Source organism: Marinilabilia rubra (genome assembly GCF_003121985.1).
GTDB lineage: Bacteria > Bacteroidota > Bacteroidia > Bacteroidales > Marinilabiliaceae > Marinilabilia > Marinilabilia rubra.
On the sequence record NZ_QEWP01000011.1, the window covers coordinates 99149 to 126114 of the forward strand.

Sequence of the window (26966 nt, forward strand, 5' to 3'; positions counted from 1 at the left end):
AGCCTTTTTCTAAATATAATCATTCCCAAACGCTCAAAACACGGTAATTTCACCACTTCCTCCAAACCGGTTTTTCTCAGCCCTGGCGACAGCGCCTGTGACTACCACAGACGTATCGCAATCATGTTCCCATTCGGCACTGCCCCGGAAATTTCCGGTTTTGGTGACCTTATGAATGGTAACCAGGTTCATGTTAGGGTATTTCAATGTGAGTTTGGTAGCAGCCTCTGGGTTGAGTCTAAGACTGTCTGCACTATCCAGAAACACAACATCGTATTTACTCAGATCTGCCGGAATTTTATCCACTAGGAAGAGCTCCGGATGTACTGCCTTGAGCATTTTGATTTTTTTCTGGAGCGTCGCTCCAAAACCTTCCTCATTGGCCACAAAAAGAACGGTTTTGCCCATTTGGTCAGCCAGGTATTTGGCCAGGTCAAGAGCCAGGGTGGACTTACCACTTCCGCCTTTGCCGTAGATCATTAACCGGAATGGTTCGCTCATATCCCCCAGCAGTTTGTGCCACTTGCCGGTAAGTCCCATGGGATAAAAAGCCTTTCGTTCAAAATCTGTGGAGCGCATGGCCTTCCCTGATTTCACCGTGATTTTCAGTTCGGTCTTATTACATCCGTCAATACCGGCCAATCCCTCCAGACCATTCAGCTCAGACTGACTAATGGAAGGCGTAATAGACCGACCAGCCAGGTAATCTTCCAGTGCTTTCCTGATCACCCGAAGCTTTTCATGAAGTGGCTTTGATGCATTGAGAGCTGCTTTCCCGGTTTCAATTCTCTCTAACAGTTTTTTAGCTTCTTCCTTAACACCGGGTTTACCCTGAATGCGTAAGAACCGCTTAATGACCAGAACAGCCGGCATGGTTGCCAGTCCGGTGGTAATGGCTTTAAGTTCTGCAAGCTTATCCCCGGAGAAATTCACGGTTATACTGCCGCCATCATTGACCATTGAAATCAGTTTGTCTTGCATGTATTCAATCTGGTCAGCATATTCAGATGCCTTGCGAACCCTTCGTTCGACAATGGCCGTTTGCAATGATTTCAGCATGTTAAGTAGCTCTTCATGTGTTTTTGTTTTCCCGTTCATGGCCACAAACCGGCGCAGGAAAGAAACTTCCGCATCCACCTTTTCGGTGTGCTCCGGTAGCGGCTTATCCATCCGGGCAAGCTTCTGTTTGATAAGACCTTTCAGAATGGTTTCCGAAACCTCCTTTTTGGTGCCTTTATCGGTTCGATACACATAAACGGGTTCTCCCGACACAGAGTGGGAAAGAGTTTCAATTTCTGACTTTTCCACATAGCCGTTTACATAGGCATAAAGAAATTGTCCGGCTTTGTATTTGTGCTTCTTCAGTTTTTTGCGTGACTGACGCGGCTTTTTTTGTTTTTGAGTTTCTTTGTTTTCCTGTTTCTTAGTTTTTGAGTTTTTCTGTTTGGAAGTTTCTTTGTTTTCCGGCTTGCTACTTCCCTTTTTCAGCGCCTCCGGGTTGGCTTTAATGTCCTTATCCAGATTCTCGAAATACTTACCAAGAATCCGGTGAATGGTTGCCACATTCTCCGGGTTGGTTTCTTCATGAATGTTTTCAATGATCTTGATTACCTCCGGGTGTTTACGGGTAAAAAAGTCACCGTGTGCCAGTTTTGAGAAGTCAATCCCTTTTGCCTTCTCAATGTAGTTGTCGATAGTAAATGCCATTTTGTGAAATTTTAGTTTTTCAGAATTCAAATTCCATCTCCATTTCCAGCTCCAGAGCTGTTGCCAGAGAGAGTGCTTTAAGTTTTTTAGTTTCTTTGTTTTGCCCCACACGCTGGCGGTATCGCTTCTTGTCAATGGCCAGCTGTTCTCGTGCATATGCTTCATCAGGATCCCGGCGGGCAATCACTTCGGAGACATCTTCATCTTCAAAGATGAGCTCGAACATGGTTCTGGACATCTGGGCTGACAGGGAATATTTGTCCTGCAAAATCCGTGTGACCTGGGTAAGCCTTGAAGGATCAAAACTGCCCACCATATTGCTGCTGCGCTTGTTGAATCCGTCATTGCCCTCCATGAGCCTGAACAAATCGGGATCTGTGTAAATCTCCTTGTTGCGGGCCCCATAGGGAATAACCAGCTCGTAACCATCGTACCCTCTTGAAAGCACAATGCCGTTTGTCAGGGCCACCAGAGAATTCTTGTTTAAGGATTGCAGATAGGGCAATATCTTTATGACCGGTACCTGAACGCTGGCGGTGGCCTTTTCCTTTTCCCAGCCATCAGGCATCAGAATGCCTTTCTCTTTGCCACCGCCCTGAAGTGTAAAATCAATCAGCTTTCCCCGATAGTTGGCAATGCCCTGAAGAATGTTGTCCGTGATGATGTAACGGGTGATGCGATCTGCCTGGCGTTTTTTCATCATCTCATCCCATTGATTGAGAATTTCCACCTGACTGTAATTGTCCAGCGAACTGCTTAACCCGATGATGCGCTCCACCATGGCTCCCTGATCACCGGACAGTGCCAGTACCATGTATTTTCGCCCATCACCAACTGCAAACCGCACCTTTATTTTGGAAAGCGTATAAGGATTCTCCTCTTTGTGATTGATGACAAACCCGAGAAATACAGCAGGGGAGGGATCGTTGGAAACCACATTGGGCACATAAACTCCGCGACCGGGATAGAAAGTCCTGATCCGGTTTCTAATGGCCCGCCTGAGGCGATCTGACTTTTCCCGTTCCGCATTAATCAGAGATTCCCTGGAATTTTCAATTTCCTGCAGCCGCTTCTTGACGTAAGCTGCTTGCTCTGCCTGATTTTTTAATTTTTTGTAGTTCTTTTCCTTTCGAATGTATGACCGTGCCACTTCCAGCCGCTCATCAATGTGCGAAAGCATGTTCTGTAATCGTGCCTGCAGAGCCTGTTCCATATCCTGGATAATCTTCTCGGTATAAGACAGCGGATCCTGATTCCCAACAGTCTGTTTGATCAGCTCCTGAATCTGGCTTTTACGAAAAGGCTTGCGAAGATTGGCACAATCGCAGGTTTTCAGAATCGAATCTCTTCCAAACGCGCTCTTTCCGCCTTTCCCTGCTTTGATCACTTTCCGGTCGATGACCACCGCATCCAGGGCAACGGCTTCCACCTCCAGGTCGTATTCCTCAATTTGTTTGAGGTACTCCACATATTCTGTGTATCGAAGTGCCATGTCGGTATAAAACTTCTCCTGATCTGCCACAGATAGAATAGCTACACGACCCGACACCTTCTGAATGCCACCTTCTCTGATCTCAGGTGCTTCCACACCCAGTGGCTTGCCTAACAATTCATCGATTTCCGGGTTTTCAATCAGATAATCCGCCACCAGCTTGTCACCGTATTTGTTCAGGAAATCCACCTGCTCACCAATCTGACTCTGGTTGGCTTTCTGGTTACTGGTGGTATTGGCATCCAGACTGCGGAGCTTGCGTTGCAGCATCATCTGTAAACGCTTCTCAGCCGGAATAGCTGATGAAATGTAACGGTAACGCGGTTTGAGTATTTGTCCGGTGCGGTTGATGCGCCCCCGTTTTTGCACCTCGGTGTTGATGTCCAGCTCAGGCTGAAGCACAATCATCTCCCGCTGTTTAACCTGTGCTTTGGATACTTTCCGGGTTACAATGGCATGGGCAGAAGCACCTGTGGAACCACTCTGATTAATCAGCAGGCAATCCACCTCATTGTCGTTGAACTGTCGGAAAGCATCATTGGTGGCAATCCTTTTGCGACTGAGAATGGTGCCTGACTCTCTGCCTGAAAACTGCACCATGATTTTCCGTCCGGTCACCTCAGCCACTATGAAGCCGGCATTTTCAATGATCTCCACAATCCGGTCGATGGGAGAGATGGTGATCCCCGTTGCTACCCGGTCTATCTCATCGGTAATCCGGTTGTATTCTGCCAGGGCTTCCTCGCTGATCATGGCCGGTTCCAGGAAATCATATTTCTTCTGTCCCCGGTAATCGGTAATGGTAATTTTCAAAACCGATTTGAGTCCTTTATAGAGAACATGCTTAAAATCCGTATTGATGACTTCACCCGGAGCCGATTCGGCAATCTCCTCCAGGAACGAGCCCATGGTGTTGGCAAAGGCAATGACCGGTTTGCGTCCCGCTTTCAGGGAACGGATGGCATCGCGTGCCACATCCTCCGCTTTCAGACTTAGCAGAAGCTGATTGATTACATTAAAAACCTTCGAGAAGTATGGCTGATTGTCCACCCCTGCAGAAGAAGTACCTTTTCTGGAGCTGGCCTCCCCGCCTTCAGCCTTCATGGCATCATCCAGGTTGTTGACAGCCTCTGCAACGTAATCTTTCTGGAAAGCAATGATGTCCCGGATGATCTCTGTTACCTTGTCGGCAATCCGGCGATGTTCCCGCTCATTTTCCGTGAGGGTCACATAATCCACCTCGATGCCTTCAAAAGAGCGCTCACGACGTATCATTTGGCCTTCCGACACCAGCTGCGCAGAAAGAATCTCCTGAAGTGCTACGCCACCTCGGGTAATGGAATCCACCAACTCATCTTTGGTCATGTTCGCCTCCGATAGACAGGTTTTCAAAGCATAAATGGGCATATTGTCCGGTCGCTTGGCAAAAGTCGCCGACAGGAATACCACACCCGCAGCATTCTGAATCACATTCATCAGAAAAGTGCCTGTTTGTGAAGCCCCTGAAGCATTGTGAGCTTCATCCATAATAATGATGTTGCCTTCAGCCATTTTGGCCAGAAACATGGGTTTCAAAGGTTTCTTTTCCGGTTGGTTGAATTGGGTGTAAGTGGCCAGGATCACATCATATTTCTTTGGTAGTTGTTGTGATTTGAAAACAGACTCCTGAACCGCCCGGGCATCCGCCTGGTAAAGCAGATTTCCTTCCGAATCCTTGACTCTGGTTTTGGCATCATCGGCATTGACAATGAAGGGCACCAGGTGACCGGAACCAATATCCGCAAGATCCCGGTAGATATCCGAAAAGAGATTGGGCTTTTCACTTAAAAAGATGGGAATTTTCTTTTGCTGATTGGCATACCGGATCATGGCCGCCGCAATGCGTCCCTTGCCGATACCTGTCTGGTCACCTACAATCAAAGACTGGTTGCGCTCCTCAATATTGTAAATGGCCAAAGCAACAGCATCGATCTGCTCGGCAGACAAAGCCTTTTCCAGTTCCTCTTTTGTTTTGTAGCCCAGCTTTTTGCGAACCAGATCAAACACATTTCCGCCCATGTGCTTTTTGATTTTCCGTGCAGCGATGTGCGTCTCATCAGCCATGGAGTCCGGCACCTGGGTTTCCAGAATAATACCCCCTTCCGATACCGGGATGTATGGCTCCCCCAGTCCTTTGCCGGTTGGTTTGTATCCATGTGATTTTAGAAATAACCGCCAACGGTGAGGGGTGCGCTCGGACAAATCTTTTAGTCTGGCGGAGAATTTCTTAAAGCCGGTAGATACATCAAACCCCCAGAATAGAAGTTTCTCACTGATTTCCGGGGCCGGTCTTTTATCAAATGTAATGACGGTTTTAGTTAAGAGAACCTGTTGCTTTTTGTCAATCTGTATATGAAAGTTCATGTTATTTGTTTTTAAGTTTTTCTCTTGCCTTGTTTTTTAGTTTTATTGTTTTTTTATTCCTCAGTTTTTCAGTTCCTGAGTTTCTTTGTTTTTCAATTTTGTTGTTTTAATCTTTCTTTAATGGCTGCAATGCGGGCCTCCCGGTTATTGAAAACCCGGCCAACGGTTATTTCCTTTCCGTCGATAAAACGGGCCGTCCAGGTGCGGTCGTGGTAAAACTGTACTTTGGAAAAAGCTTTGTAGCCTTTCTCGCGTTTGTCCGCCTTGCAGGCAAAAAGCTCGGGTACCACCTGTGATTCAGGGAGTACAACCGGCTCTTTTTCTCCTTTGATGGTGATCTCCACAATACCGGAACGTGGTAATCCGGTCACGATGCCATTAATGATGATGTTCCCTGATGTCAGAAAAGAAATGCGGTCTCCTATTTTACAGCGATGGTTCTCCTCCGGTTTTTGAGCTGCCAGATCCAGGAAATGACTCATGTCGGCATTCAGAACCCGGTCATAAAAACGATCAAAAGAAGAGACAACCTCCCGCAGATGTCTGTTTTTGGTGCTGTGTTCGGCGGCATATTCGGCAATTCCCCCGGGAGCTTCTTTGCGCCCCGCAATCAGAATGAGACGGGTGTTGAAAGCTGTTCCCTGACGGGAGTAAAGTTGATGCCCGTCAATGGGAATGATGTCCTCCACATGATAAAAATGATAGATAAAGTTCAGGAAATAGCGGTCACCCTTATTGGTAATTACTCCGGAATCCGGATTGTATTTGGTATGACCGCCAATAATGATAGCTGCCCGTCCGTCATCTTTCATGGTTTCGAGAGCACGGATGGCCATGATGTGTTCCAGTTTTTTGATGTGAAAACCTTCCACCTGTTCGATGGTTTCCAGATCGCCAAAAGGCGGGTTCGTGACAATGCCATCGTATATTTTGCCGAATCCGAAAGGAAGTGAAGCATCCAGACTGGTAATGGTTTTGTAAGGCTGACGGTTCAGATTTTGAAGACGTATCTTGTCCAGTTCGTTTACATGGAGGTGATTGTATGGGAGCGCATGACAAAGCAGTCCGTTACCCGCGCTGGGCTCAAAGTAAAGGGCTTCTCCTTTGACCTTTCTGACCCACAGCCCGGCCATGAAGGAGATGGGCGCGGGGGTGGAATACTGTTGCAAAAGCACACTCATGGAGGTGCGATGCGAAAGATTGACCTGTGAGCGGTAAAGCTCAACAACCCTCTCAAAGCGCTGGCGAAAGTTTCGTTTTTCACTAAAAGCAATGCGGCGGGCTTCCAGGGCAATGGCCAGCTCTGTCAGCTCTTTTACCTTGTTTTGGTTATCAATCCCAAAGCGCTGACGGGCCAGTTTCTCAATGGTGGTTTTATTGTGAGAAGTTCGTTTGCCAAGTTCCTGCTGAACGGCTTTTACAAAATCCGTTTCCCGGCTTTTGGAGCTGTTGGAATTATCAGAAAAAGCGAATTCTATCTCTGTTTCCAGTTCCAGAGCCAGTGCAATGGCCAATATGGTGAGTTTTACTTTCGCGGTCTTCATAACAATCAGAATTCAAAGGCCATTTCCATCTCCAGTTCCAGAGCTGTGGCCATGGTTACCGGGGTTTTTTGTTTTTTAGTTTCTTTCTTTTTTTGTTGGGAAGTTTCTTTGTTTTTCAGTTTCGGAGTTTTTTTATTTTTCTGTTTTTCAGTTTCCACAAAAACAACCCCGCTTTCAGCATCGCCCTGTTTGTCCAGTTCAATAAATTCATCTACCCGCTGATCGGTAAAAGGCACAAACCGACCCAATCCGATCACTTTACGGGCCTCCCGGATGATGCTTTCGAACAACCGGTTAAGAAAAGCCCTTTCTTCCCCCTGAGGATAAACACCCACCCCGAAATGCGCCCCGCTGACCAGGTAGTTGTTTTCCATCCCTCTGGCGGTCAGTCGGTCAAAGACAAAACACTCAAAGGCCCTGGCAAACATCTCCACCGGAGAGGCCCAGTATTTGGAACCGTAAAACTTCGATTCTGCATAGAATTCGGAAATATTGTTCAGGGTTAGCGGAATGTCCAGAAACTCCAGTCCAAACTTTCGGGGAATACTGCTCAGAAGTGCCTTGGCATTGCTGTAATAAGAAGGATATTTCAGATAGCCGGGATATCTCCGTTTCAGGAAATCGAGCGATTCTTCGGGAGAGGCTCCGTATTCAAGGCGGAAAGCGTATTTGGCATCTTTGGTGTAAAACCTTCGGGTAATGGATTTTCCTGCAGTTTGCTCATTATTGCCCCGATAGGTGAAACGAGCCAGATTGGTGACTTTGTCGTATAGGTTCAGGGCCTTTGGATTTTGAATGTACTGGTCGCTGTCAATTTCAATGTGTTTTTCCCGGAAGGCATAACAACCGGTGGCCATTTTACCCTTTCTGAGTCCGAGATTGATGCCTAAAAGATGGTCGAAGAAATGACCCCACTCGTGAGCCACAGTTCCGTCACCGTGTTTTCGTGTCAGGTTTATGATCTGACGCATCGGTTCATAATGTGCCAGGGCTTTCCCTTTTCCCCTGGCCGCAAATGCAATCGCCAGATTCCCGATTTTATGGATCTGACAAATATCGATGTCCAGAGCTTCGCATAAATCGGTGATGGCACCAATGAAATAGCGGATGTGTTCTTTCAGCTCTTTGTCGGTAATGGAATGACCTATTTGAACGGCATTAAAACCGTATCTTTCGGTCAAAACCTTCTCGGAAATATCATTATCAGAGATGAAGAGGCCTCCTTTTCTTCTGATGTGTGAAAGCGGCAAGCCTGAATTGATCTCAATTTTATCGTTTGACTTTGTGCCTTTATTGTTTTTGGGGAAAGCCCAGTCCCAGGAAGGTTCTTTGTAGAGAGCATTGGCTGTTTCATGAACCTTACTGCTTTTGAGCATAACCATGTTGGAAAAGCGAGTTGAGAAGTTCTCTCTTAGCAGGCGTGTAAAGTAATAGCGCTTTTGGGTTTTAAAATAATGATCTAACCGGTCATAATGATCTTTAAGGAAAAGATCAACTTCAGTATAATCCCGGCAATCCTTAAATTCAATGGAGTGCTTAATCATTGCTGAAAGCTCAAGAGTTATTTGAGCGGAAGTGCTGTAAGCCTTCGCTGCCTCCAGAGACCACAATACATCCGGTAGAGTGTCCACCAGTGGCTTGATGGTATCGTAGTCATTCAATTTTTGTTGAAGGTATTCCGCCGTTCTGACATAAACCTTTCGCATATCTGGGGTATTGACAGAAGGCTTTGGCGGAAAAGATTTCCGAAATTCATTTCTCAGATAGCAAAGAGCCGGATCGGCATTGGATGCCTTGAGGATAGAGAAGTCATAAGCCGCCCAAACATTGTCTTTTACCACCATTTCAATGGCAGAAGCTTCATCCTGTTCCAGTTTGTCGAGGTCTTTGGAGTTGACCAGGGAACGCATAGCGGCCCGTTCTTTGGCAGATCCGGGTACATACTCCCCGGCATCCCTGAACTTTCGCTTTTTCTGCTTTTCACGGAGGAACTCCACTACATCAGGCGATTGTCCTAATGTTCCGCTTAGAAAAATGTATTTCACCTTTCCCATGGATCAAAGACATCAATGATTTCGTTTAGATTCACATCCAGCCACTGACCTTTGAGGCCGGTACTTTCAGGTGCCTCAGTTACTTTCCCGTGAGCACATGTTTTGTTAAAGGCATAAACCTCGATGGTAATCTCCGATTGATCGCGGATCACCGATATGTGACTGCGGTCAAAAAGCTGAGAGAATAGTTCTTCTGATCTTGTCGTTGCCATACTCAAGTATTGCGATGGATTTGACTTGTGTTTTGTGAACAATGATTTCTGCCAGAGGCAGGCTGCGTTTGTTGTAACTTTTTATCAGCAGGTAATAGCCGTTCTTTTCGGTAATGCCTGTAAGAACCCCGCTGGTGTAAGAATTCCCGTTTCGGAAACTGACAACTGCACGCATCTTCATTTGTAGTCTTTTTGCCGGCTGCCCATTGAGCTGCCAAAGTGAAAACCAACCACCTGATTGCGCTCCTGCAGAAGCGATCCGATAACCGTTCCAATAGCCGCTCCGACGACCGATCCCAGGGAACTGCCTATGGTTACCGCAGTTTCTTTGTCTTCAATAAAGCCGGAAGCCAGGAAAACGGAACTGATAGTCACCAGCACCTGAACCAGAAGAAGAATGAAAATGTAAGTCAGATTGCGTCCGATGATCTGCCGACCAATGGCATCTGCTGAAGCTTTGTCAGCATCCAGGTATTTTTGCCGTGCACTGGACCGGTCAGAGACTTCTGCTTTGTAAGCTTCAATGTCCAACTCGTACATCTCTTTTTCCCATTCCATCCGGTGCTGCTCCAGTTCCTGCAGAGCCATCCGGGCCTTCTCGTCCTTTTCAGCTTTGCTTTTGAGTAGTTCACTTACCCTCCCAATGGCCGTAGCTGCCGGGTTGGGAGAGGTGACCACTTCAAAAATACCGGTTGCGATGGCAGGCACTTTTTGTACCACCTCCCCGCAGAACTGTTTAAATGATTTCTTTGCCATGGGATGGGTTAGGTGTTAAGGGTGGTCGAGATTGAGAATTTGTCATCGAATGAGGTTTGATTAAATACCCGTTCTTTGAGCCATCCGTAGATAAACTTTCGCTGCTCCGGTCGCGCCTGAGCAATCTTGACATAACGGGCACACTGCACCGCATTCATCAGCATGCGCAGCCTGTCGGGCATGGGGTAACGGTTGACAAACGCCAGCGTTTTATAGCCCAGACGGCCATCCACCTCCAGGTCATTTCCATACCGGTTGGCATGGTTTAGCAGGTTGCAGCTTTTTTGAAGCATCTCAACGGCCGTTTCAGGGCCCATATTGACAGCCGTGTCCAGCAGTTCAAAAGCCAACTGGTCATTGGTGATTTTATTAAATCCCGGTTTGAACCAATACTGCTGCAGATAAATATCCCGCGCGGTCTCTATGGTCAGATCTTTCATCGAACCGTTATAGCCATTGTCTCTGGCAGTCTTAAGCGTAATCCCGAATTTTGTTTCTCCACCCGCGTCTGATGGGTCATTCACATATCCGCCTTCGATCTGAATGATTTTGGAGATGAATAGATGTTCTCGTGCCATTTTGTGAAATTTTTTCTGTTAAGAGTCGGACGATAAAACAGACCCTCCATTTTATAATTCCTGTGTTTGCCAATAAAGTACGTGTACAAGGCTTGCGAATATTCAATGCCGGGAGTTTGCTTTTCGTAAATGACCGGTTTTGAATGTGAGCATAACGCCGTAAACGGGCTTTATTTGTGAACACTATTTGGTAGCCAGTCCGGTGGGAAATATCTGCTCAAAAAGCAGCTTATCATTTTCCTTTTTGATCATCAGCATCCGTTTGATTTCTTCATTGCTGGAGCTGAGCAATATGAAATATTCATTCATCTTTTTCAGTTCCATTTTTACACTGGCATTGGTATGCGTTATGCGCCCGTCCATTTGTTCCAGGTTACCGGCCACCTGACGGAAACTGCCAGCCACCTCACTTCGAAACAGGAGCAGACTGTCAGAATTGGCATTCTTTTCATGTCTGAGCTCCGACAACTCTGCCTGGAGCGATGGAATGGCCTGCAGGTAAGCCAAGGTGTTGTCCACTTTCCGGCCAATGGTCCATATCTTGGTAATTACTGAAAACGAGAGAATGCAAACCACCAGCAGGTTCATTGTCCTGGCGGAAAAAAGTGTGCTGTTGGTTATCAGTCTGATGTGTTGAAAAAGTTCTTTCATGTCTTTACCTGTTAAATCCGTTGTAGTTGAGTTTGACCAGTGCCGCTTTGGATTCCCCGTTGCATTTGACGAATGATCCCCCAAAGAGGAAAGAGCCGTCGTTCATGGGTTTCAAGCAGTACCCGGTTCCTTTACTCCCGTTGGAAGTCGTAATCACCGGTGGCTGAAAACTCCTGTCGAAAGAGCCATTATCATTCATCCTGAAAAGACTGTTAGTAAAATCTTCCCGATCATGAGTCAGAGGTGTCACCCCATTGGTTGAAGCCAGAATTTTACCATCCGGCGTTGGGAAAAGTCTTCCGCCGTTGCTGTTGTGGACTGCAGAGCCAAGGCTGAAATCAGTGATAAAGGAATCATCCACTGAGCCATCCTGGTTTAACCGCCAGATTTGAGACTGTCCGTTGGTGCCAATGTTGCTTCCACCTGCGACCAAAAATTTTCCGTCCGGTTGAATGGCCATGCCGTAATAGGCCAGATCCATTAGTCCTGCCGTGAAGGTCGGATCGGTGGTTCCGTCAGGGTTGAGCCTTATGCAATATCGGGAGACAGTATCACCATTAATCCTGGTTTTGGAGAGGTAGTGCACAACCACTTTCAGATCTTCCTGAACCAATACGCCGATCGGGGCACTTTGAGAACTGGCCCCTAAAAAGGAAAATGTATTGTCTAAAGTGCCATCCGCATTCAATCTGGCCAGGAATCCGGTGAATGGCTGGCCTTCATAGCTGACCATGGAAGCTCCCCAGACATAGATTTTGCCATCGGGCGATAAGCGGAAATAATTGGGAAAGATTGAAGCCCCTGATGAACCGGCAAACCCGACAGTGCATTTCAGAAACCCGGGATCCAGGTTGCCCTGCCGGTCGATCTTACAAATGTGTTTGAACTCCGCGTTGTCAATGTTGCCAAGGACAATCAGACCAGAGTGATCGGGTGTCATTTCAACCTTTTTCATGTATCCTGTGAAATATCCACCGAAGTCCGATCGTATCAGAGCCCCATCGTGATCCAGGAGTAGAAGCCGGTCGGTAATTTTTGTGCCCAGATAATCCACAGCCGAGCAAAGCAGCCATATGCGTGGATGATCGGGATCATCGGTGTAGTCAGCTTCAATGGCTGCCACACTGGGGTTAAAGGAGGAAGTGAGGTTAAAGCCTTTGGAGCCCTTGTTGAGATATCGACGTCCCAGGTTTTTCCTTGAAAACAGAGCTGTTCCTGCAGCGCCGACAATGGTCCCGCTGATCTTGTGCAATCCTTCGGGCACCATTAAAATGGATCCTGCCGCAAATGCGAAATTCGATAAAACGGGCTTTTCCTGTCCGAAAACATTGATCAGGGACAGATCTTTAATCCCCATATTGTTTTCCGGGATGCTCAGCTCAATATCCTGATCCAGAGCCAGCAAGCGATCCTGGCTGTCAGGCAGACGCACCTCCAGAGGGGATACCAAAGCATTCAGCTCATCCTCCAGTACCGGTTTCCAATGGTTGTTGGTTATACCACCTTCCAATACGTATTTGGTTTTAGTGGTTAGTACCCGTGTTTCCATGCCTTCGTAACGGACTGCCAGGTCAATGGCGTCCCGATCTTCCAGGGTGGCCACTACTGTTCTTTGGGTGTCTACAGGCACATTCTTGCTGACTTTAAAGCCGTCAATAACTTCAATGGGCATAGTCTGATGTTTTAAGGATAAGTGATGGTGAATGTTTTGTTGGCCACCGAAGTCGTAAAGCCGGTCTTCCACACGAAATAGCCATACGTCCAGTTGGGGTATTGTTGACTGGTGGTGATGTTGATGTTCTGCAAAACAAAAGAGTCGGAAATGTCAAATCCGTTATGATCACGAAACACCGGTTTCAAAAGAGAAAAGGGTGTCGCAAACCAGATGTATTGATTGGTGCCGTTTAAAGCAATGGAGAACTGTTTGGTATTTTCACTAACCACCATTTTGGTCAGAGCATCATACATGGTAGCACCATTAAGATACCCCGCCATTCCGTAAAGCACCGGATAATAGAAATTGAATGTCCTCAGAGCTGATGCAATACTGGCCGGCGATCCGTTGCCACCCACATCAGCCAGTGCTTTAAACACCTGTTTCTTGTTGTGCAGCAAAACCGTTTCATCACCCTGCATGGTAGTCTCCACCGAGAAATCATTGTCAGAACCCACAAAAAGCAGACTGTTTCCGTTGGTAACGTGAATGATGCGACGGTTGGCAATTTCGGTCTCATCATTGACCGTTATTTTGGCCCTTAGTGTTACATTCTGTCGTCGGCCAAACTCAAAGGTGGCATCACTGCCCGTGAAGGCTATCTCAGCCGGCACGAAAGGATAGAAATACTTTTCCAGAAACCCTTTCACTGATAAAGCTGCCGGGTTGACTTGGGGGAGACCGGCCCGTTTAACCGTCCGGTTGCCGTCAAAGGGCAGATCGGTAACAGGAACCACCTCTGCAGGGGTGCCAGGGGTGCCAATGTCACTGATTCGGCGAATGGAAGCCGCAATGTAAGGTTCATTGTCAATAATGACGTATTCCCCCTCCACGTAACGCACACGGCGGGTGGAAAAGATATAGTCCGGAAATCTGGCATCCACGCCATTGACAGATGTAATGAGTATCATGATAAAAAAGATTAAAGCATACTGTAAGCCTGTTCAAATTGACGGTCGGACACCGGATAGGCCGGCCCGTTTTCCATCAAAGCCATGGCCCTGACAAGATTTTTTAAAAGAGCTTTGGTACTGATGAGTCCCGCATCTTTGTGAATGCCGGTTTGTCCTGACACAAAGGCAATGTACCCGGAAGTGTTGTTTTCTGACGAAGGAGCATACTTACCAATGAGTTTGGTCAGCGTATTATAACCCCGGTCAATGTCGTTTTTCAATTGACGGATCATTGCCCTGAGACCGTGTTCAAAAGAAACAAACTGTTCAAATGCCCCGTCCGAGTTCTTTTCCACCGGAATTTTTCCTTTCCAGGCAGATGTTGTAATTCTCAGGTTGCCCGGATTGTTGTTACGGATGCCCCGGGGGTGGGAGGCGTTGAGAAAGCCCGGCAGTCCAAAATAATTTCTGACCACCGGGTCACTCTCACGACTGACATATGGAAAAGATTTTCTTTTGTTGGCAGTTCTCACGGCCAGAATGGCCAGAATGATGCTCCCGGTAATCAATGAAGCCGCCACAATATGTTTAGATTTGGTTGTCATCATCAAAAGGGCACATTAAGGTTGTTGAATATGGACCGAACTTTTGCTTTGTCACTGCTGCCGAGCTCCTCATTGAGCCAGCCCACCAGGTTTAGATCATTGCCAAACCAAAGACTGGTGACGATTCCGTAACGCCGTATCCCAAATGCTTTGATGAGCATTAAGAGGTCGTCGCGGTTGCGCATACTTTGGAGTATGGCAAATATGGTTTCTTCATCCGTACCCGGGCCGTCCATGGCCAGGTAAAGACTTTGGGCCATGATGCCGTATTCACTGTCACTGTACGACAGACCGGTCTTGCTGATCTGAAGCTTACTAAGATTGTTGCCCGGTGTCACTTTCGTATTGCCCTTGATCTTTTTGTAAATGAAGAATCCGCCACCGGCAGTAATGGCCGTTAGAAAGACCACCTTCATCAGCGAGAAAGACTTGTCAATGATTCCGGGAGCTGCCTGTACCGCAGCTGCAGCGACTAGAGGGTTCATAAAAAAAGGATTTAAACAAGATGGATAAACTTCAAAGCCGTTTTGGCCACCGAAGGATTGTCGTTGACCTTCTGCAGCAGCAAAAGGAAATCATCATGGTTGACCTTTTTGACCACGTTTTGAAGCAGGTTTTCCATGCGTTTGACTTTTAAAAGACTATCGCATTGCACTTGTATGCTGATGGTAGTTTTCATATTAAGCCTCCTGTTGCTGATTGGTTTTGTGACGTATGACTTCCAGTAGTTCAAGCTGACCCTCTACATTGTTTTCCATGTAAGCCATCACATGAATGAGGTGGTTGATGGCCTCCTCGGACCAGTTGTTCAGTGCCTGGGTGATTTCCCGAATGATATTGGTTTTGCCAGATGGCGCTTCCGTTCCCCCTTCCATGTTTGACGTTTGCTGAGCCTGTGCTGGAGAGGTTCCTGAGATCTCCCCGTCAATACCCAGCAGACCTTTTAGCATTGGACTTTTGTTGGCCAGTTGCATGGCAATGCTGGTAATGGCACCAATGCCCACATCCTTGATCAGGCGATTGGGTTTGTATTGCTCATTCTCCTCTTTGAGTTCTTCATTGGCGGATTCCAGACCTTCCAGTGCTTCGCGGGTATGGCTGAGTTCACTCTCCAGTTCCTGATTGGCCTCGGAGAGTTTTTCAAGCTTTTCTTCCAGGGCCGAGATGTGGTTTTTGAGTTCCATCTCGGTGAACTTCCGGTCATAGTTCAGCCGGTCAATCATCATGTCTTTGGTGTGACGCTCCCGTTCAAAAGCCAATAAAGCTCCCAGGCCGTTTTTCACTCCTTCAAAACCCTCAATGCCGTTTAGCCCTTCAAAAACATTATCAATGGCAGAGGGAGGCGCCATTGGTTGCATTACCGGAATGTTAATCGGGGCAGTTCCCGGAGCCGGTTCTTCGTTGACCCGGATGCGCAATGGATAATTGCTCAATGCATTGCCTTTGATGCCGGTGTATTCATCGATGATGATCACATCAGGGGTGAAATTATTCATCATCTTGTTGATGCACTCACGAAAAACCGTTCCACCCTTCATGCGTTTGGTGATGAATTTGTGGGCTATGCCCGGATTGGAGTCGTTTTCATAACTCACCAGGAAAGCATAAGGGCTTTTGGCTTCATCCCAATAATCGTATTTCTTGGCGATGGCTTCAATTTCTTTAAGATATTTCTTTTCCATGTCGTAAAAGCATTAATCGTGGTCGTGATAGATGGGTTGGACTTTCAGGAATTCCAGTTTGAAAGGCCGGAAAGAGAGATAATTCTCCAGAGTGATCTCCAGATAATCTCTGAATGCCGCGTATCGTGACAGTTCCAGATTACCATACTCAATGGGAGAGGTGGTAAAGGTGTTGTCGCTGCTGCGGAGGCGCAGTCTGGCTACCTGGTCAATGTCATTGAGGTTCTTTCCGGTCAGGAAATAGAACGCATTTCCGATGTCATGAATCTCACGGGGAGAGTTGATCATCAGTACCATTGGCACTGTAACATGCGTCTTGATGTTTTCCAGCTCATAGACTTTCTCTTTGATGCGTTCCTGCAGAATTACATCCATTGGTTCAGGTTCTTAAATGGTTTCGTAGAAAAAATAAGTCTTCACATAAAAGGGATTAACCGCCCGGCCGTTGTTTTTGAATACCAGTCGTACAAACGAATTCACCTGCTCTTTCTGGGAAAGCCGGAGCAGGTCGTAATGCACACTCTTGGAGTTCATATTCAGGTCGATGGGCATATCCCTTACAGCAATATCCCGCCCGCTGTTGAACAGCACGCTGAGTTCTCCCACATTGGATTTGTCCCAATTGATGTTTTGCCAGTAGCTGCCCGACTTCACCCAGGTGATGTGATTCCAGTAATGGTTCAGTACAATTCGGGCTGTCTCGTAAGCATCAAAACTGTAGGTGTTGAATGTTTCCGGGACATAGCCAAACCACTGCGCATCAGGATAACCGTAAAGATTGCCGAAGTAAGTGTAAGCATTGACCTCAGAAGTAGCCTCACGACCACCCGATGAGATGCTGACAAAAACCGTGGCCGCCTGATAAGTTTCGCGGGCAAAGTTGGCCGGCTCATCAAAGAACGTATTGCGGTAGTTGGGGGTGGTGGCATCTGCCTTGTAGACCATGTCCTTGGCAAACATTGAATACCAGGCTTTGAGGTCTTCAGGATTCCATGCCTTTTGCTGCGAAATCAGTTTAAGCGGTTCCTGCGTCCCGTAAGTAACAGTCCCGTCAATGGCCGTTTTCCGGTTAACCCCCAGCTGAACATACCAACGGGGCCTGAGACCTGTGGCAAAGAACCCGGCATTCACCCGGTCTTTCAGTGAGAGCAGTTTGCTGCCAAGATATTCCGGTGTAAAAATGCCTTTCTTTTCAGCATTCTGTTCCCGGTCAATCAGTGCAGTCATGTATTCCCCTATCAGGGCATTGACAAAGTTGTCGCGTGCCGTTTCGGTCAGTGTTTCATCGCCTGCTCCTTCTTCCAAAACATTACGGCCAAGAAAAGCCGGCAATCCCTGGTTGTCACTGAGGAATGAATTCACAGAATAGGAGGGTTGCAAATGATCATAACCCCAGGATACGGTTACACCCTTTTCACGGTCGTAGGCATTGACCAGCAATCCGGTCACCTCACGGGTGTTTAACGGAAGCTGAATGTCAGCCAGGAAATCTTCTCCCGGTTGCGCCTGACAGGTATGAATAAGCACTTTTTTAGCCATGCCGGAGTAGACTGAGATTAATAATCGATGGCCCTGAGGTACACACTCACGGTATAGGGATAGATAGCTCCTGGTGCAGCACCGTCTTTGTAATTGAGCTTTATCTTGCTGTTGCGGGCCCGGACTTCAAATTCATAAGGCATCTGGTTGATGCTCACACCCACCGTGCGATTGATCAAAACCGCCTCAAATCCTTCAGGGATGATCTCGGTATCGTCAATGCTCAGATCCAGCAATGAACCCACCAGTGCATTTTGCTGATCCACATTGATGAAAACACCCGTAATGCGATCGTGCTCCTGCTTGGTGTTGGTATTCAGAGTCTGAGTCTGGCCTGCTTCAGCAACCTGAAGGCGCAGGACCTGATACTTTTGGATGCCTTTAACTTCGGTGGTGCGGCCTTTTTTACGGATGGCCCCCAATTCTTCATTTTCCATGACAGATAGTTTTTTAGTTTTTTTGTTTTTCAGAAAAGACGGCCTTTGATGCCGCCTTTTCTTTAGAAAAATCCATAACAGGATCATAACCATAAAGACTGTTCCTCTTACTTTTTGTGGACTTTACATCCGATAAGGGTCAGCTTCACGGCTTCAAGAGCCGAACCCGCCTTGGTCATGGTCAATCTGGGTTTGATCTCCATCTGGGGCTTGATCCATTTGGGGTGATCCAGCTTGAAAATGTGGGGTTTACCACCATCGGAGCTTTCATTGTTGAAAATCTCACACGATAGGTTCTCCGGCAACAAGCTTTCTGCACCTACCTTCAGTTCAAACTCCCCGTTCTTGATCTTGGCCGGCAAATCGCCCACAAAATCAGAATCCGTAGCAGCTCCGCCATCCGGGAAAGTGCCGAAGTCAAGACATACGGCTGTTACCAGGAAGTGCTCGTTCAAATCCAGCTTGGCACCGTTTAGGTTACTGCGGCCGGTTGCTTTATCATCACTGCTGGTCAGCAGGTCGATAACACTTTTGCCTTCGATGGCTTTTATTCCGTAAATATTGGCATCTACTACCTGGAGGGCGCGATTGGCCAGTCCTTTGACGATTTCAGGAGGCAGTTCACTTTTCTTCATCTCAAAGTAGCCCTTCGAGGTGATATCGCTGCGAAAAGCCGCGGCTGTCATAACGCCGTTCTTACCTTTCTTTTGTCCGGCACTGTGCGCCTGACGTACAAATGGTTTGACCGCTCTTTGAGAGATTCTTCTGGCGGCCGGGCGACGGACCTGAGCAGGTACACCTATTTCACCCAATACACCTTCGATTTCCTCTTCCATGGAAGAGCTGGCATACTCTAAACCTTCAATCATGGCATCAATTAATTAGTTGTTAAAAAAATGGTTCTTTCGGAAATAAAGCAGATTTGATCGAGGGTTATGCTGTGATGGTCAGATCGTCTTCGTCACCATCGATCGAAGAGAGAGAGCCCTCTCCATCCAGACCGGCAGTGATGTCTTCTGCAGTGGCATTGGCCAAATCTCCAACTCCTTCTGTGCCCTGAGACTCCTCTTCAGAGGGAGTGGTGGTCACCTCTGGCTCATCATCAGGGCCCATCACCGGAATCTGATATTCGGGAAGTGCCAGATAAGCTGGAGGAACATCTCCCAGTCCGGGGCCGGCCAGCATCTTTTGTCCGGTCAGTTTCTGGATTCCGTCCATCATACCGTAAGAAGCGACGCCAAGGCCGACTCTTTTGATTAGGGGATGACTGGCCATCTGGTTGGTTGCCAGTCCTACTCCGGTTGTGACTACCGGACGGATGAAAGGTCTTAACTCAGCGCCATCAATACCCATCATGCCACTGACGGTATTGGTGCCCTTGTCAACCAGACCTGCGATGGTTTTTCCAAATACCAGGCCTGCGCCGATTGCTGCAACGACCTTAAGGTCTTCCATCATTTTATCACCCGATAAGCGGGAGGAAGTCCTGCGGGGAGTCCTGCTAACAGACCTCCTGCGTCTTCGTGTTGTTTTTCTTCTTGCCATTTTGTGAAATTTTTAAGGGGTTTTGATTTTTACCGGAGCGTCACTCTTTTTACGCCCCGCCGTGTTTTCCTGCGTATGGCAGGTTTTCTTTTAACCGGTTTCCTTTTCTTCTTTTTCCGCTTAACGGCGGGAGGCCCGGCCAATGCTTTGGGACGAGGTGCCGCTTTTGGCAGTGCCCTTGGTTTGGGCTTTGGTTTGAACATGACATAAGCGGCGGTTCCTACCAGGAGGAGTCCTCCGCCAATGAGTAGTTTTTTCTTGTGCCTGGCTATAAAGCCCGGCTGCTGAACTGGTGCTGGTGTTGACATAGATGGTATGGTTTGCATTGAAGTAGCGTAAGGTTGAGAAACGGGCATCACCGGAGGGGTAAAGCTGGTTGTTGCCGGAGCTGCATAAACCCTTGGAGGGGCAACGGAAGTGCTGCTTTTTAACACAGGAGCTGTTTGCACAACGGTTTTCCCTTTGGAGCTGCCGGAAGGTTTTTTCACCAGGGAAGAGGTCAGTTTGCCTGCTGCCGGTGCCAAAGCCATGGTTAAGGGATTGGAAGCCACCACAGCTGTCAGAACCGGAGCAATCAATGGTTTGGCAATTTTGGTAACGGTCTTAAATCCTTTTTTGGCTACTTTGGAAACGGCTTTACCCGCCTTTTTGGCCAGCCTGCCAATCTTTTTAAAGAAACCGCCTTCCAGACCTCCGTCCAGTCCCTGAATGGTTGGTTTGAATACACCACTTTTCTCCAGAAGCTCTTCATAGCGCTCCAGCCGCTCCAGAACCTGATCCCGCATTGGGCTGTGCCAGTATTTGATGGCATCGTTGAGCATGTTGAGCAGACTGGGGATGTCGTTGGTGAAGCTTTTGATCAATTCAGGATTGGCCTGAATCGTATTGCGGGTTTGAACCAGGTATTTGTAAGTCTTTTCCAGAACATCCTCCTGTAAGACATCCCCCAACCCTTCAAGCCCTTCCATGAGGGTTCGTCCCGTTATGATGTCTTCCAGTTCTGTACTGTCAATGCCGTGAAGCATTTCGATGGGCATTCCTGCCAATCCTTCTACCGAATAAAGTGAGGCCATATTAAAATCGTCTTTTTGTTCCGAGTAGGGCTTCTCATAGTTGAAGCTGTCCAGAACAGGGTCAATAATAATTTCCGGGTTGTTTTCAGTCGCGGGAATGCACACGTATATGTGTTGGAAATAATCTCGTCCGTAATATTTGGTGATGCGGAACTTGAAAGGGATCTTCAGACAATGCAGGATAGATCCGCAAAAGATGGAATAACAGTCGCAGTCGATACCGGCACTGTCAATGCCCATCTGTTTGTGACGAACCTGACCATCGTACCAGCTGCGGGCTGGAGTTCTAAGCTCTTCCACACCCGGGCGGTCACGCCGGTATTGCAGATAATTGTAAGCAAACTCGAAAATGTTGGCGGCCGTTTCCTGGATGGTTCTGCCTTTGAGTACCCGGGCAATGCCAGCTGCTTCCTGATGATGGTCTCTGACAATTTGTATGGCCAGATCCACCACTTCCTCCACCTCACCGTTTCCGGTCAGGCGCTTGTTTTTATTTTCCGGTTTGGGAAAATACTTATTGAATCTGGAGCCGTCTTTAACTTTTCTGGGGCCGGCGGATAAGGCCAGGCCGGTGCCGTTGAGGGTTTTGTTAACAGTAGTGGTTACCCCGTTGACCGTTACAGTGATTAAAAATGCCAGGTTTTCCGCCAGTATCTGTTTCAGCTGTTCGGGATTGGCCATAATGTCACGGGTCACCCCGTTGCTGTTGAGACTGTGAACAGGCATTTCAATTTTCAGGGTCTTATCTCCTGCGGTGTTGGGCGGAATTGTAAGAGTGGATCCATCGGGCGTTGAATAACCGATGGGTTGGCCATTATATAAAGCTTTAACACCGGGTATTTGCAAGCTGACCGTGCTGGAGGAGTGGTTGTAGATACGAATGCCGGCAGACAAAACCAGCCGGTAGGCAACCACATCCAATACATTGGAAGGTACAACGACATTATGCACCTTGAAGGATGAAACAACAAAAGAAACCCGGTCGCTGATGTCCATCAACGACCAGAGTTTCTTTACTGCAACGCCTGTTCCAACGGCGAATAACCCAAACAAAACTGCTTTTTTCCGATTCATGAAACGAAAATAGCACGACCTGTTTGAGGCATCCGGCGTTGATCAGGCCCGGACGGGTATTAGGTTGAATTTTAAAGGATCTTCATTATTAAACGGGGGCATCCGGTTTTGTCCCTGTTTACGGGTCGTCAAAAGCGGCTGACCGTTTCTGACCTTAGTTGCGGCGTTCAAAGAGGGATTTGGAAATCTTTTCTTTCAACGACAGGACAGCATCGTCCAGTAGTTCAAATCCCAGATCCATGATTTTACGGGACATGTCTGGGGGCAGAAAATCCGAAAGGTGGAATTGCCCCTTGCCGGATAGCTCTTTTAATCGCTGGTTCATGGCCGTTTGAATTTTAATGAACGTTTCCGGATCTCCGCCCTTGTCGGGATGAGCTTCAAAAGCCAGGCGGCGGTATTCCGCCTTCAGCTCTTCGAGGGAGTGACAGTGGTCGAACATGAGAAATACTTTTTAGTTTCGGGACTATCAATATCGGGCAAACCGAAATGATCAATGACGATCTGTGCCTGCTTTGGCGTGAGCGTCTTGTGCGTCGGGGCATAGCCGGCAGCCCGGAGTTTATCCATTACTTCACGGCTCTCTTTCAGCATCCTGGTAAAGGCTTCCACCGGACGCGCGTAAACCCCTTCACGCATGTACATTCGCGCAAAGAGGGACTTGGGTACACACCCTTTGATTTTCACTTCCATAAAAATGTATTTGAGATTAATAAATCGGAGACGCCGGGGGCCGGGTTCCGTCTTTTGTCATTTGCTTTGGTGGATAATGGTCATTCCAGGAATCGGTAAACGGGATCATCCGGTCGATCTCCTTTCGCGTCTTGTTGTCGAAGAGGATCACTTTCTGAATCTGCGACTCATTGAAACTTCGCATGATGTAGCGCTTCAGCTTCATGGCTCCGTATTGGAGGGAGTACCGGTCCCATTTGGTCACCGAGGCCCTGTTGGTGGAGGTGCCATCGCGAAAAACGATCCAGGCATAAGACAATGCTGTGTCAGGATCAAAGAATTTACCCATGATGTTCAGGTTTAAGCGTTAACGATGATAAAAGGCTGGTTGGTCTTGCGTAAAGTGTGTATCTCATCCAACATGGACAGAAAGCCTTGATTGCTTCCGCCCTTTTCAGAGGCTTCCCCCATGGGACGATTGGTGATACGCTGGATGAATTCCGCTTCCAGAAACGGTATGGAACGTCGCACCGAACTTAGCTGCCTGGAGTAATTTTCGATGGTGGGATTTTGAAGATAATTCTCCACACACTGAAGCAGTCTCTTTCGGCCATCTGCCAGGCGTTTCTTTCGCTCCTGCCACATGCGTTTTTGATTGACCCACTTGAAGGTACCACTCATGCCATTGGGATTGCTCTTGTCGAAAAACATGGACGGAGAGACAAACCACTGTCCGTTCAGGTAATACTCCTTTCGACGCAGATACCCGGAAACCATGCGCAAGCGATGCTGCAGGTTCTCAATCTGCAGTTGCAAAGCCCCGGGAGAAGTGTCGTGACAGAAATAATTGGTTGCCAGATATTCGATGGTCTGTTGTTCCTCCGGGCGATGAATCTTGCGGTCGTTCCAGAGTTTTCCCCCATAACGCGTCTTCAGGTGCTGCGGGAGGTGCTGGTTGTCCTTCTCAGGATTCCCCTGCCAAAGGAGCCAGACCGCGTATTTGTAGAGATATTCAGCTGCCAGAGTGGATCTTTTCCGGGCGTTGTCGGTTGTTTGATTAACATAATCGCGCCGCGCCCCCTGGTTGTCGAAATTTTGAGCCTCATCCCGCTGCGAAGAGTAGGAGGGAAGGTCAGCCGCCGCCGTCGGATCCACTTCCGGTGTCTCTAAAAGTGTCTTTTTCTCCGTCTTTGAATCAGGCATTTCATTGCCCGGTGTGGGACGGTCCGAAGATGAGTTATCAACACCTTCGGAATTAACAGGTATTGTTTTTTTATTTTTTCTGAAAGAAACAGATACTTTAGATGGTTTGCAATTTGATTTATCTTTCAGATAACGGGCTGTATTTCCGCCTTTTAAAAATTTCGAAGTCGGATGGTAGGCTGGATTCGCTGCATCCCACAGTAAAATGAGATCCGGATTGATGTAAAGGTCGTAATTGGCCTGCACGCCGTGGTTGATTTTACTGAGTATTGCTCCACACTCTTTTAACCTTTCCAGTCGCCGGTAAATGGTTGAGGCAGCCCTGGGGGTACTGCGACTTAACCGGTAAGCCAGATCTTTGTTGTTGGTGTTGACCATTACCGGGTCACCTGCTTTTATGGGGAGGGGACTCAGCTCAGTGCTTTCAAAAAGGGAGAGCCTTAATTCAAACTGACTGACGGCTTCAAAATAGATCTGCTGAAGCAAAGAACGGTGAGCTTCGGTCAGTTTCTGACGTTTTCGACCGGGAAATTTTTGGTTGTGCTGCTCAATGGCTTTGTTGGTGGAGAAGATATAGTTATCCAGGATCTGCTGATGAACCTGAAAACTTTCACGTTTGATATATGGTCTGGCTATTGATATTTTAGCCAAAGGTTTGTACTTTTGATGCGGTTTCATTTTAATTGTTTAAAGTGGCCAGACATCCATTAGGGGTGCCACCCGATGGTTGTCATTTTGTGAAATTTGAGTGTTATCGCCAATAATGCTCATCTAAGGGGACTCCAAAAAGTCCCCTTTCTCTATTTAATACCCCTGCATAAAGGGGCGTCTTCCGGTCGTTTTAGACTCCGCCAGAAATTCATCCAGAGCCTCACGGGTGATGATGTACTTCCTCCCTGAACGCTGGGCCTTAAGATCGCCGCGGCGAAGCATCTGCACCAAAGTATTGCGGTGTACGCCGATAATTTTGGCGGCCTGCTCTGTATCAAAAATTTCCTTATCTGAAATTGAAACAATCTGAGAGCTTAAAGAAGAAAGCTCCGATCTGAGAAGTCTGATTTCTGACATCAGCACTTCAAAAGGATTTTGAATTGTTTGGGTCTCCATAAAATAAATTGTTAAAAGTTAGAATTGGCAAGAGTTTTAGAGTGCCATACCCTTGCCCGCCATATTGTGAAATTTTCTATTAAATTTTTGATCCTAATAAATATTATTCTCAATCTTTATCTGCATCAACGATCTAACCCTGCAAAAATGTTGTTAACCCTGTTGTTCTAATTGTTTAGTAATCAAGTATTATTCTGTTGTTAATATGTTTATGATTGTTAAACACAAACATAGAATAAAACTCAATTCGATTTCAAAATTTAATAAAAAATTTTTCACTCAATCATCAAATTTTTTTCAATATGTCAGTAAAAGAAAGACTTAAGGAATTTGTCCGATACCGGGGCTTCAGCGAGCGGTACTTTTGCCGCAGCATCGGTGTGTCTGAGTCCTTTGTGAGCGCCATGCGCAAATCGCTTCAGCCCGACAAGATTCATAACATCTCCAGATTATACCCCGAGCTCAATATGACCTGGGTGCTTACGGGAGATGGCAACATGTTATTTGACCATGAATCTTCCTTAACTCAAAAGGATCTTGTTCAGTTGAGTTACTGCAATGAGCTGGTAGAGGCCAAACAAAAGCAAATTGAGCTTTTGGAAAAAGACAACCAAGCCCTGGAGCGTGAAATCGCCATTCTTCACGAACTGGTTACCTTTTACAAACAACGTCTCATTACACTTGAAAGGACTCAAAAAACCTGACCTTTCCTGACCTTTTTCGTCCTTTCCTTCACCTTTTGTCACCTTTCCGGCATGATTCTGCGTTCAAAACCATACCGGAAAGGCCAAATGCTTCCTCTTACTAAGACCATTTTACATTCCTGAGCTGTTTCCGTAATCGTTGCTCGCTTTGATGAATGTAAATCATACTGGTTTTGATGTCACTGTGGCCCATCAGCTCCATAATCAGGTATGGATTGGCCGTAATATCCGCCAGCAAGGTTCCGAAAGTATGCCTGGCCACATGAAAACTGATGGCTTTTCGTGTTTTGGCCATTACGGCAATGCTTTTTAAGTGACGGTTCACAACCTGGTTGGCAATTGGCTTGATAATTCCTGATGAACCGTTCCTTTTTTCCAGAAGCTTTTTGAGCATATCCTGTGGTTTTCCGTCAAACATGAGGTGTAATGGCAGCACCACATCGGTGGTTTTGGCATATTCAACCTTGGTTTGCTTGAAACGGATTGTGTAGCCTTCCGGGGATAACTCAATGTTCTTCTCTTTGAGGGCCATCAAATCTGAAAAACGAATTCCTGTATAGACCGAAAAGAGAAACAGGTCTCTGACATAACTGATCTGTTCAAATCCAATCTCCGGGAATTCCAGCTCTTCAATACGCTTGACTTCTTCCATCGAAATGTTTTCCCTGGTACCGGGAACTTTCTTGGAGGAAAATTCATTGTACGGATTGTCTTCCGCTTTAAGGTATTTTCGCTTGATGGCAATGTTGATGAAGCGAAGCAGGTTTTTGTGATGCTTGTGGATAGTGTTTTGTTTAAGCCCTTTTCCACGCAACATTTTGTCAAAACCAACCACCTTGTCATAATTGAAGTCTGAGAACTCGCAACGATTTTCTCCGCAGAATTCCTTAAAAATGTTGATGGTGTAGTTCCATTCTTTTTTTGTGCCGTAAGCCATATGTTCGTTATTCTCAGCTTCGGTTTCCAAAAAGGTGATCAGGTCAAAGGGGGCATTCTTGTTGTTGATGAAATCCTCCAGGGCAGTCTTGGTGAATTTTCGACCGCTGTTGATTAGCGAAAATTCGAAGTTTTGAATGTCGCTAACCAAACTGTGGAGGTACTGGTTAATGGAAAGATAATTGGGGTGGGAGGGCTTGACTTTGTCTTTGTACCTTCCGGTGATTCCCCACTGGTCTGCCTGAAGCATGACTTTTGTTGAAATGTACTTGCGCTCTTTGCGACTGAAGTACACTTCCAGTTCCAACGGTGCTTTGTCACCGTTTTCAAGTTCCTTCTTTCTCCTGTTGAAGACGAACTTGTACTTTGCTTGTTGTTCCATCTG

Annotated in this window: 28 protein-coding genes; 1 reads left to right on the forward strand and 27 read right to left on the reverse strand. The window is 47.1% G+C overall.

Annotated features, from left to right (window positions below):
* Nucleotides 1-33 precede the first annotated feature (33 nt).
* The 26 genes from DDZ16_RS13705 to DDZ16_RS13820 all read right to left on the reverse strand — a co-directional run bounded on the left by DDZ16_RS13705 (nt 34) and on the right by DDZ16_RS13820 (nt 24941).
* Complete coding sequence (locus DDZ16_RS13705) at nt 34-1707, reverse strand: AAA family ATPase (RefSeq protein WP_158275679.1); 1674 nt, start codon at nt 1705-1707, stop codon at nt 34-36.
* 19 nt (nt 1708-1726) lie between these two features.
* A complete protein-coding gene (locus DDZ16_RS13710) occupies nt 1727-5602 on the reverse strand; it encodes a strawberry notch-like NTP hydrolase domain-containing protein (RefSeq protein ID WP_109265056.1) in 3876 nt (1291 codons plus the stop codon).
* A 92-nt stretch (nt 5603-5694) separates the two neighbouring features.
* On the reverse strand, nt 5695-7146 hold the full coding sequence (locus tag DDZ16_RS13715) for a DNA methyltransferase family protein (protein ID WP_109265057.1): 1452 nt from the start codon (nt 7144-7146) through the stop codon (nt 5695-5697).
* Between the two features lie 5 nt (nt 7147-7151).
* On the reverse strand, nt 7152-9200 hold the full coding sequence (locus DDZ16_RS13720; protein ID WP_109265058.1) for an LPD1 domain-containing protein: 2049 nt from the start codon (nt 9198-9200) through the stop codon (nt 7152-7154).
* Nucleotides 9188-9412, reverse strand: a complete 225-nt coding sequence (locus tag DDZ16_RS20625; RefSeq protein ID WP_146192239.1) for a hypothetical protein — start codon at nt 9410-9412, stop codon at nt 9188-9190. Before DDZ16_RS20625 ends, DDZ16_RS13720 begins: the two co-directional genes overlap by 13 nt.
* Complete coding sequence (locus DDZ16_RS13725; RefSeq protein WP_158275680.1) at nt 9369-9587, reverse strand: hypothetical protein; 219 nt, start codon at nt 9585-9587, stop codon at nt 9369-9371. Before DDZ16_RS13725 ends, DDZ16_RS20625 begins: the two co-directional genes overlap by 44 nt.
* A gap of 2 nt (nt 9588-9589) precedes the next feature.
* On the reverse strand, nt 9590-10168 hold the full coding sequence (locus tag DDZ16_RS13730) for a hypothetical protein (RefSeq protein WP_109265060.1): 579 nt from the start codon (nt 10166-10168) through the stop codon (nt 9590-9592).
* Between the two features lie 8 nt (nt 10169-10176).
* Nucleotides 10177-10746, reverse strand: a complete 570-nt coding sequence (locus DDZ16_RS13735) for a glycoside hydrolase family 108 protein (protein ID WP_109265061.1) — start codon at nt 10744-10746, stop codon at nt 10177-10179.
* A gap of 183 nt (nt 10747-10929) precedes the next feature.
* A complete protein-coding gene (locus tag DDZ16_RS13740; protein ID WP_109265062.1) occupies nt 10930-11397 on the reverse strand; it encodes a hypothetical protein in 468 nt (155 codons plus the stop codon).
* Between the two features lie 4 nt (nt 11398-11401).
* The gene (locus DDZ16_RS13745) at nt 11402-13069 is read right to left on the reverse strand and encodes a hypothetical protein (protein WP_109265063.1); all 1668 of its coding nucleotides are present in this window, start codon (nt 13067-13069) and stop codon (nt 11402-11404) included.
* Nucleotides 13070-13080: 11 nt separating this feature from the next.
* The gene (locus DDZ16_RS13750) at nt 13081-14022 is read right to left on the reverse strand and encodes a hypothetical protein (RefSeq protein ID WP_109265064.1); all 942 of its coding nucleotides are present in this window, start codon (nt 14020-14022) and stop codon (nt 13081-13083) included.
* An 11-nt stretch (nt 14023-14033) separates the two neighbouring features.
* Nucleotides 14034-14612, reverse strand: coding sequence for a hypothetical protein (locus DDZ16_RS13755; RefSeq protein WP_109265065.1), 579 nt, complete (start codon nt 14610-14612; stop codon nt 14034-14036).
* Entirely contained in the window at nt 14612-15094 is a 483-nt protein-coding gene (locus DDZ16_RS13760; RefSeq protein ID WP_109265066.1) for a hypothetical protein, read from the reverse strand. Before DDZ16_RS13760 ends, DDZ16_RS13755 begins: the two co-directional genes overlap by 1 nt.
* 11 nt (nt 15095-15105) lie before the next feature.
* The gene (locus DDZ16_RS21040) at nt 15106-15231 is read right to left on the reverse strand and encodes a hypothetical protein (RefSeq protein ID WP_262511939.1); all 126 of its coding nucleotides are present in this window, start codon (nt 15229-15231) and stop codon (nt 15106-15108) included.
* Between the two features lie 58 nt (nt 15232-15289).
* Nucleotides 15290-16291, reverse strand: a complete 1002-nt coding sequence (locus DDZ16_RS13765; RefSeq protein WP_109265067.1) for a bZIP transcription factor — start codon at nt 16289-16291, stop codon at nt 15290-15292.
* Between the two features lie 12 nt (nt 16292-16303).
* On the reverse strand, nt 16304-16666 hold the full coding sequence (locus tag DDZ16_RS13770) for a hypothetical protein (RefSeq protein ID WP_109265068.1): 363 nt from the start codon (nt 16664-16666) through the stop codon (nt 16304-16306).
* Nucleotides 16667-16678: 12 nt separating this feature from the next.
* Nucleotides 16679-17830 carry a hypothetical protein gene (locus tag DDZ16_RS13775; protein WP_109265069.1) on the reverse strand — a complete coding sequence of 384 codons (1152 nt, stop codon included), beginning with the start codon at nt 17828-17830 and terminating at the stop codon, nt 16679-16681.
* Nucleotides 17831-17847: 17 nt separating this feature from the next.
* Nucleotides 17848-18267, reverse strand: a complete 420-nt coding sequence (locus DDZ16_RS13780; RefSeq protein ID WP_146192240.1) for a hypothetical protein — start codon at nt 18265-18267, stop codon at nt 17848-17850.
* A 107-nt stretch (nt 18268-18374) separates the two neighbouring features.
* Complete coding sequence (locus DDZ16_RS13785) at nt 18375-19136, reverse strand: hypothetical protein (protein ID WP_109265071.1); 762 nt, start codon at nt 19134-19136, stop codon at nt 18375-18377.
* Nucleotides 19137-19200: 64 nt separating this feature from the next.
* The gene (locus DDZ16_RS13790) at nt 19201-19812 is read right to left on the reverse strand and encodes a hypothetical protein (protein WP_146192241.1); all 612 of its coding nucleotides are present in this window, start codon (nt 19810-19812) and stop codon (nt 19201-19203) included.
* 29 nt (nt 19813-19841) lie between these two features.
* Nucleotides 19842-21959, reverse strand: coding sequence for a hypothetical protein (locus DDZ16_RS13795; protein WP_109265073.1), 2118 nt, complete (start codon nt 21957-21959; stop codon nt 19842-19844).
* A gap of 154 nt (nt 21960-22113) precedes the next feature.
* Nucleotides 22114-22401, reverse strand: coding sequence for a hypothetical protein (locus tag DDZ16_RS13800; protein ID WP_109265074.1), 288 nt, complete (start codon nt 22399-22401; stop codon nt 22114-22116).
* A complete protein-coding gene (locus DDZ16_RS13805; protein ID WP_109265075.1) occupies nt 22368-22652 on the reverse strand; it encodes a DUF4248 domain-containing protein in 285 nt (94 codons plus the stop codon). The genes DDZ16_RS13800 and DDZ16_RS13805 overlap by 34 nt, the downstream gene beginning before the upstream one ends.
* 16 nt (nt 22653-22668) lie before the next feature.
* Entirely contained in the window at nt 22669-22980 is a 312-nt protein-coding gene (locus DDZ16_RS13810) for a hypothetical protein (protein ID WP_109265076.1), read from the reverse strand.
* 11 nt (nt 22981-22991) lie between these two features.
* Complete coding sequence (locus DDZ16_RS13815; protein WP_109265077.1) at nt 22992-24512, reverse strand: hypothetical protein; 1521 nt, start codon at nt 24510-24512, stop codon at nt 22992-22994.
* A gap of 126 nt (nt 24513-24638) precedes the next feature.
* Nucleotides 24639-24941 carry a helix-turn-helix domain-containing protein gene (locus tag DDZ16_RS13820; protein ID WP_109265078.1) on the reverse strand — a complete coding sequence of 101 codons (303 nt, stop codon included), beginning with the start codon at nt 24939-24941 and terminating at the stop codon, nt 24639-24641.
* Nucleotides 24942-25243: 302 nt separating this feature from the next.
* Here DDZ16_RS13820 and DDZ16_RS13825 point away from each other — a divergent pair, with 302 nt between their 5' ends.
* Entirely contained in the window at nt 25244-25645 is a 402-nt protein-coding gene (locus tag DDZ16_RS13825; protein WP_109265079.1) for a hypothetical protein, read from the forward strand.
* Nucleotides 25646-25745: 100 nt separating this feature from the next.
* On the opposite strand, the gene DDZ16_RS13830 is transcribed toward DDZ16_RS13825, so the two are convergent.
* Complete coding sequence (locus DDZ16_RS13830; protein ID WP_109265080.1) at nt 25746-26963, reverse strand: site-specific integrase; 1218 nt, start codon at nt 26961-26963, stop codon at nt 25746-25748.
* Nucleotides 26964-26966 lie beyond the last annotated feature (3 nt).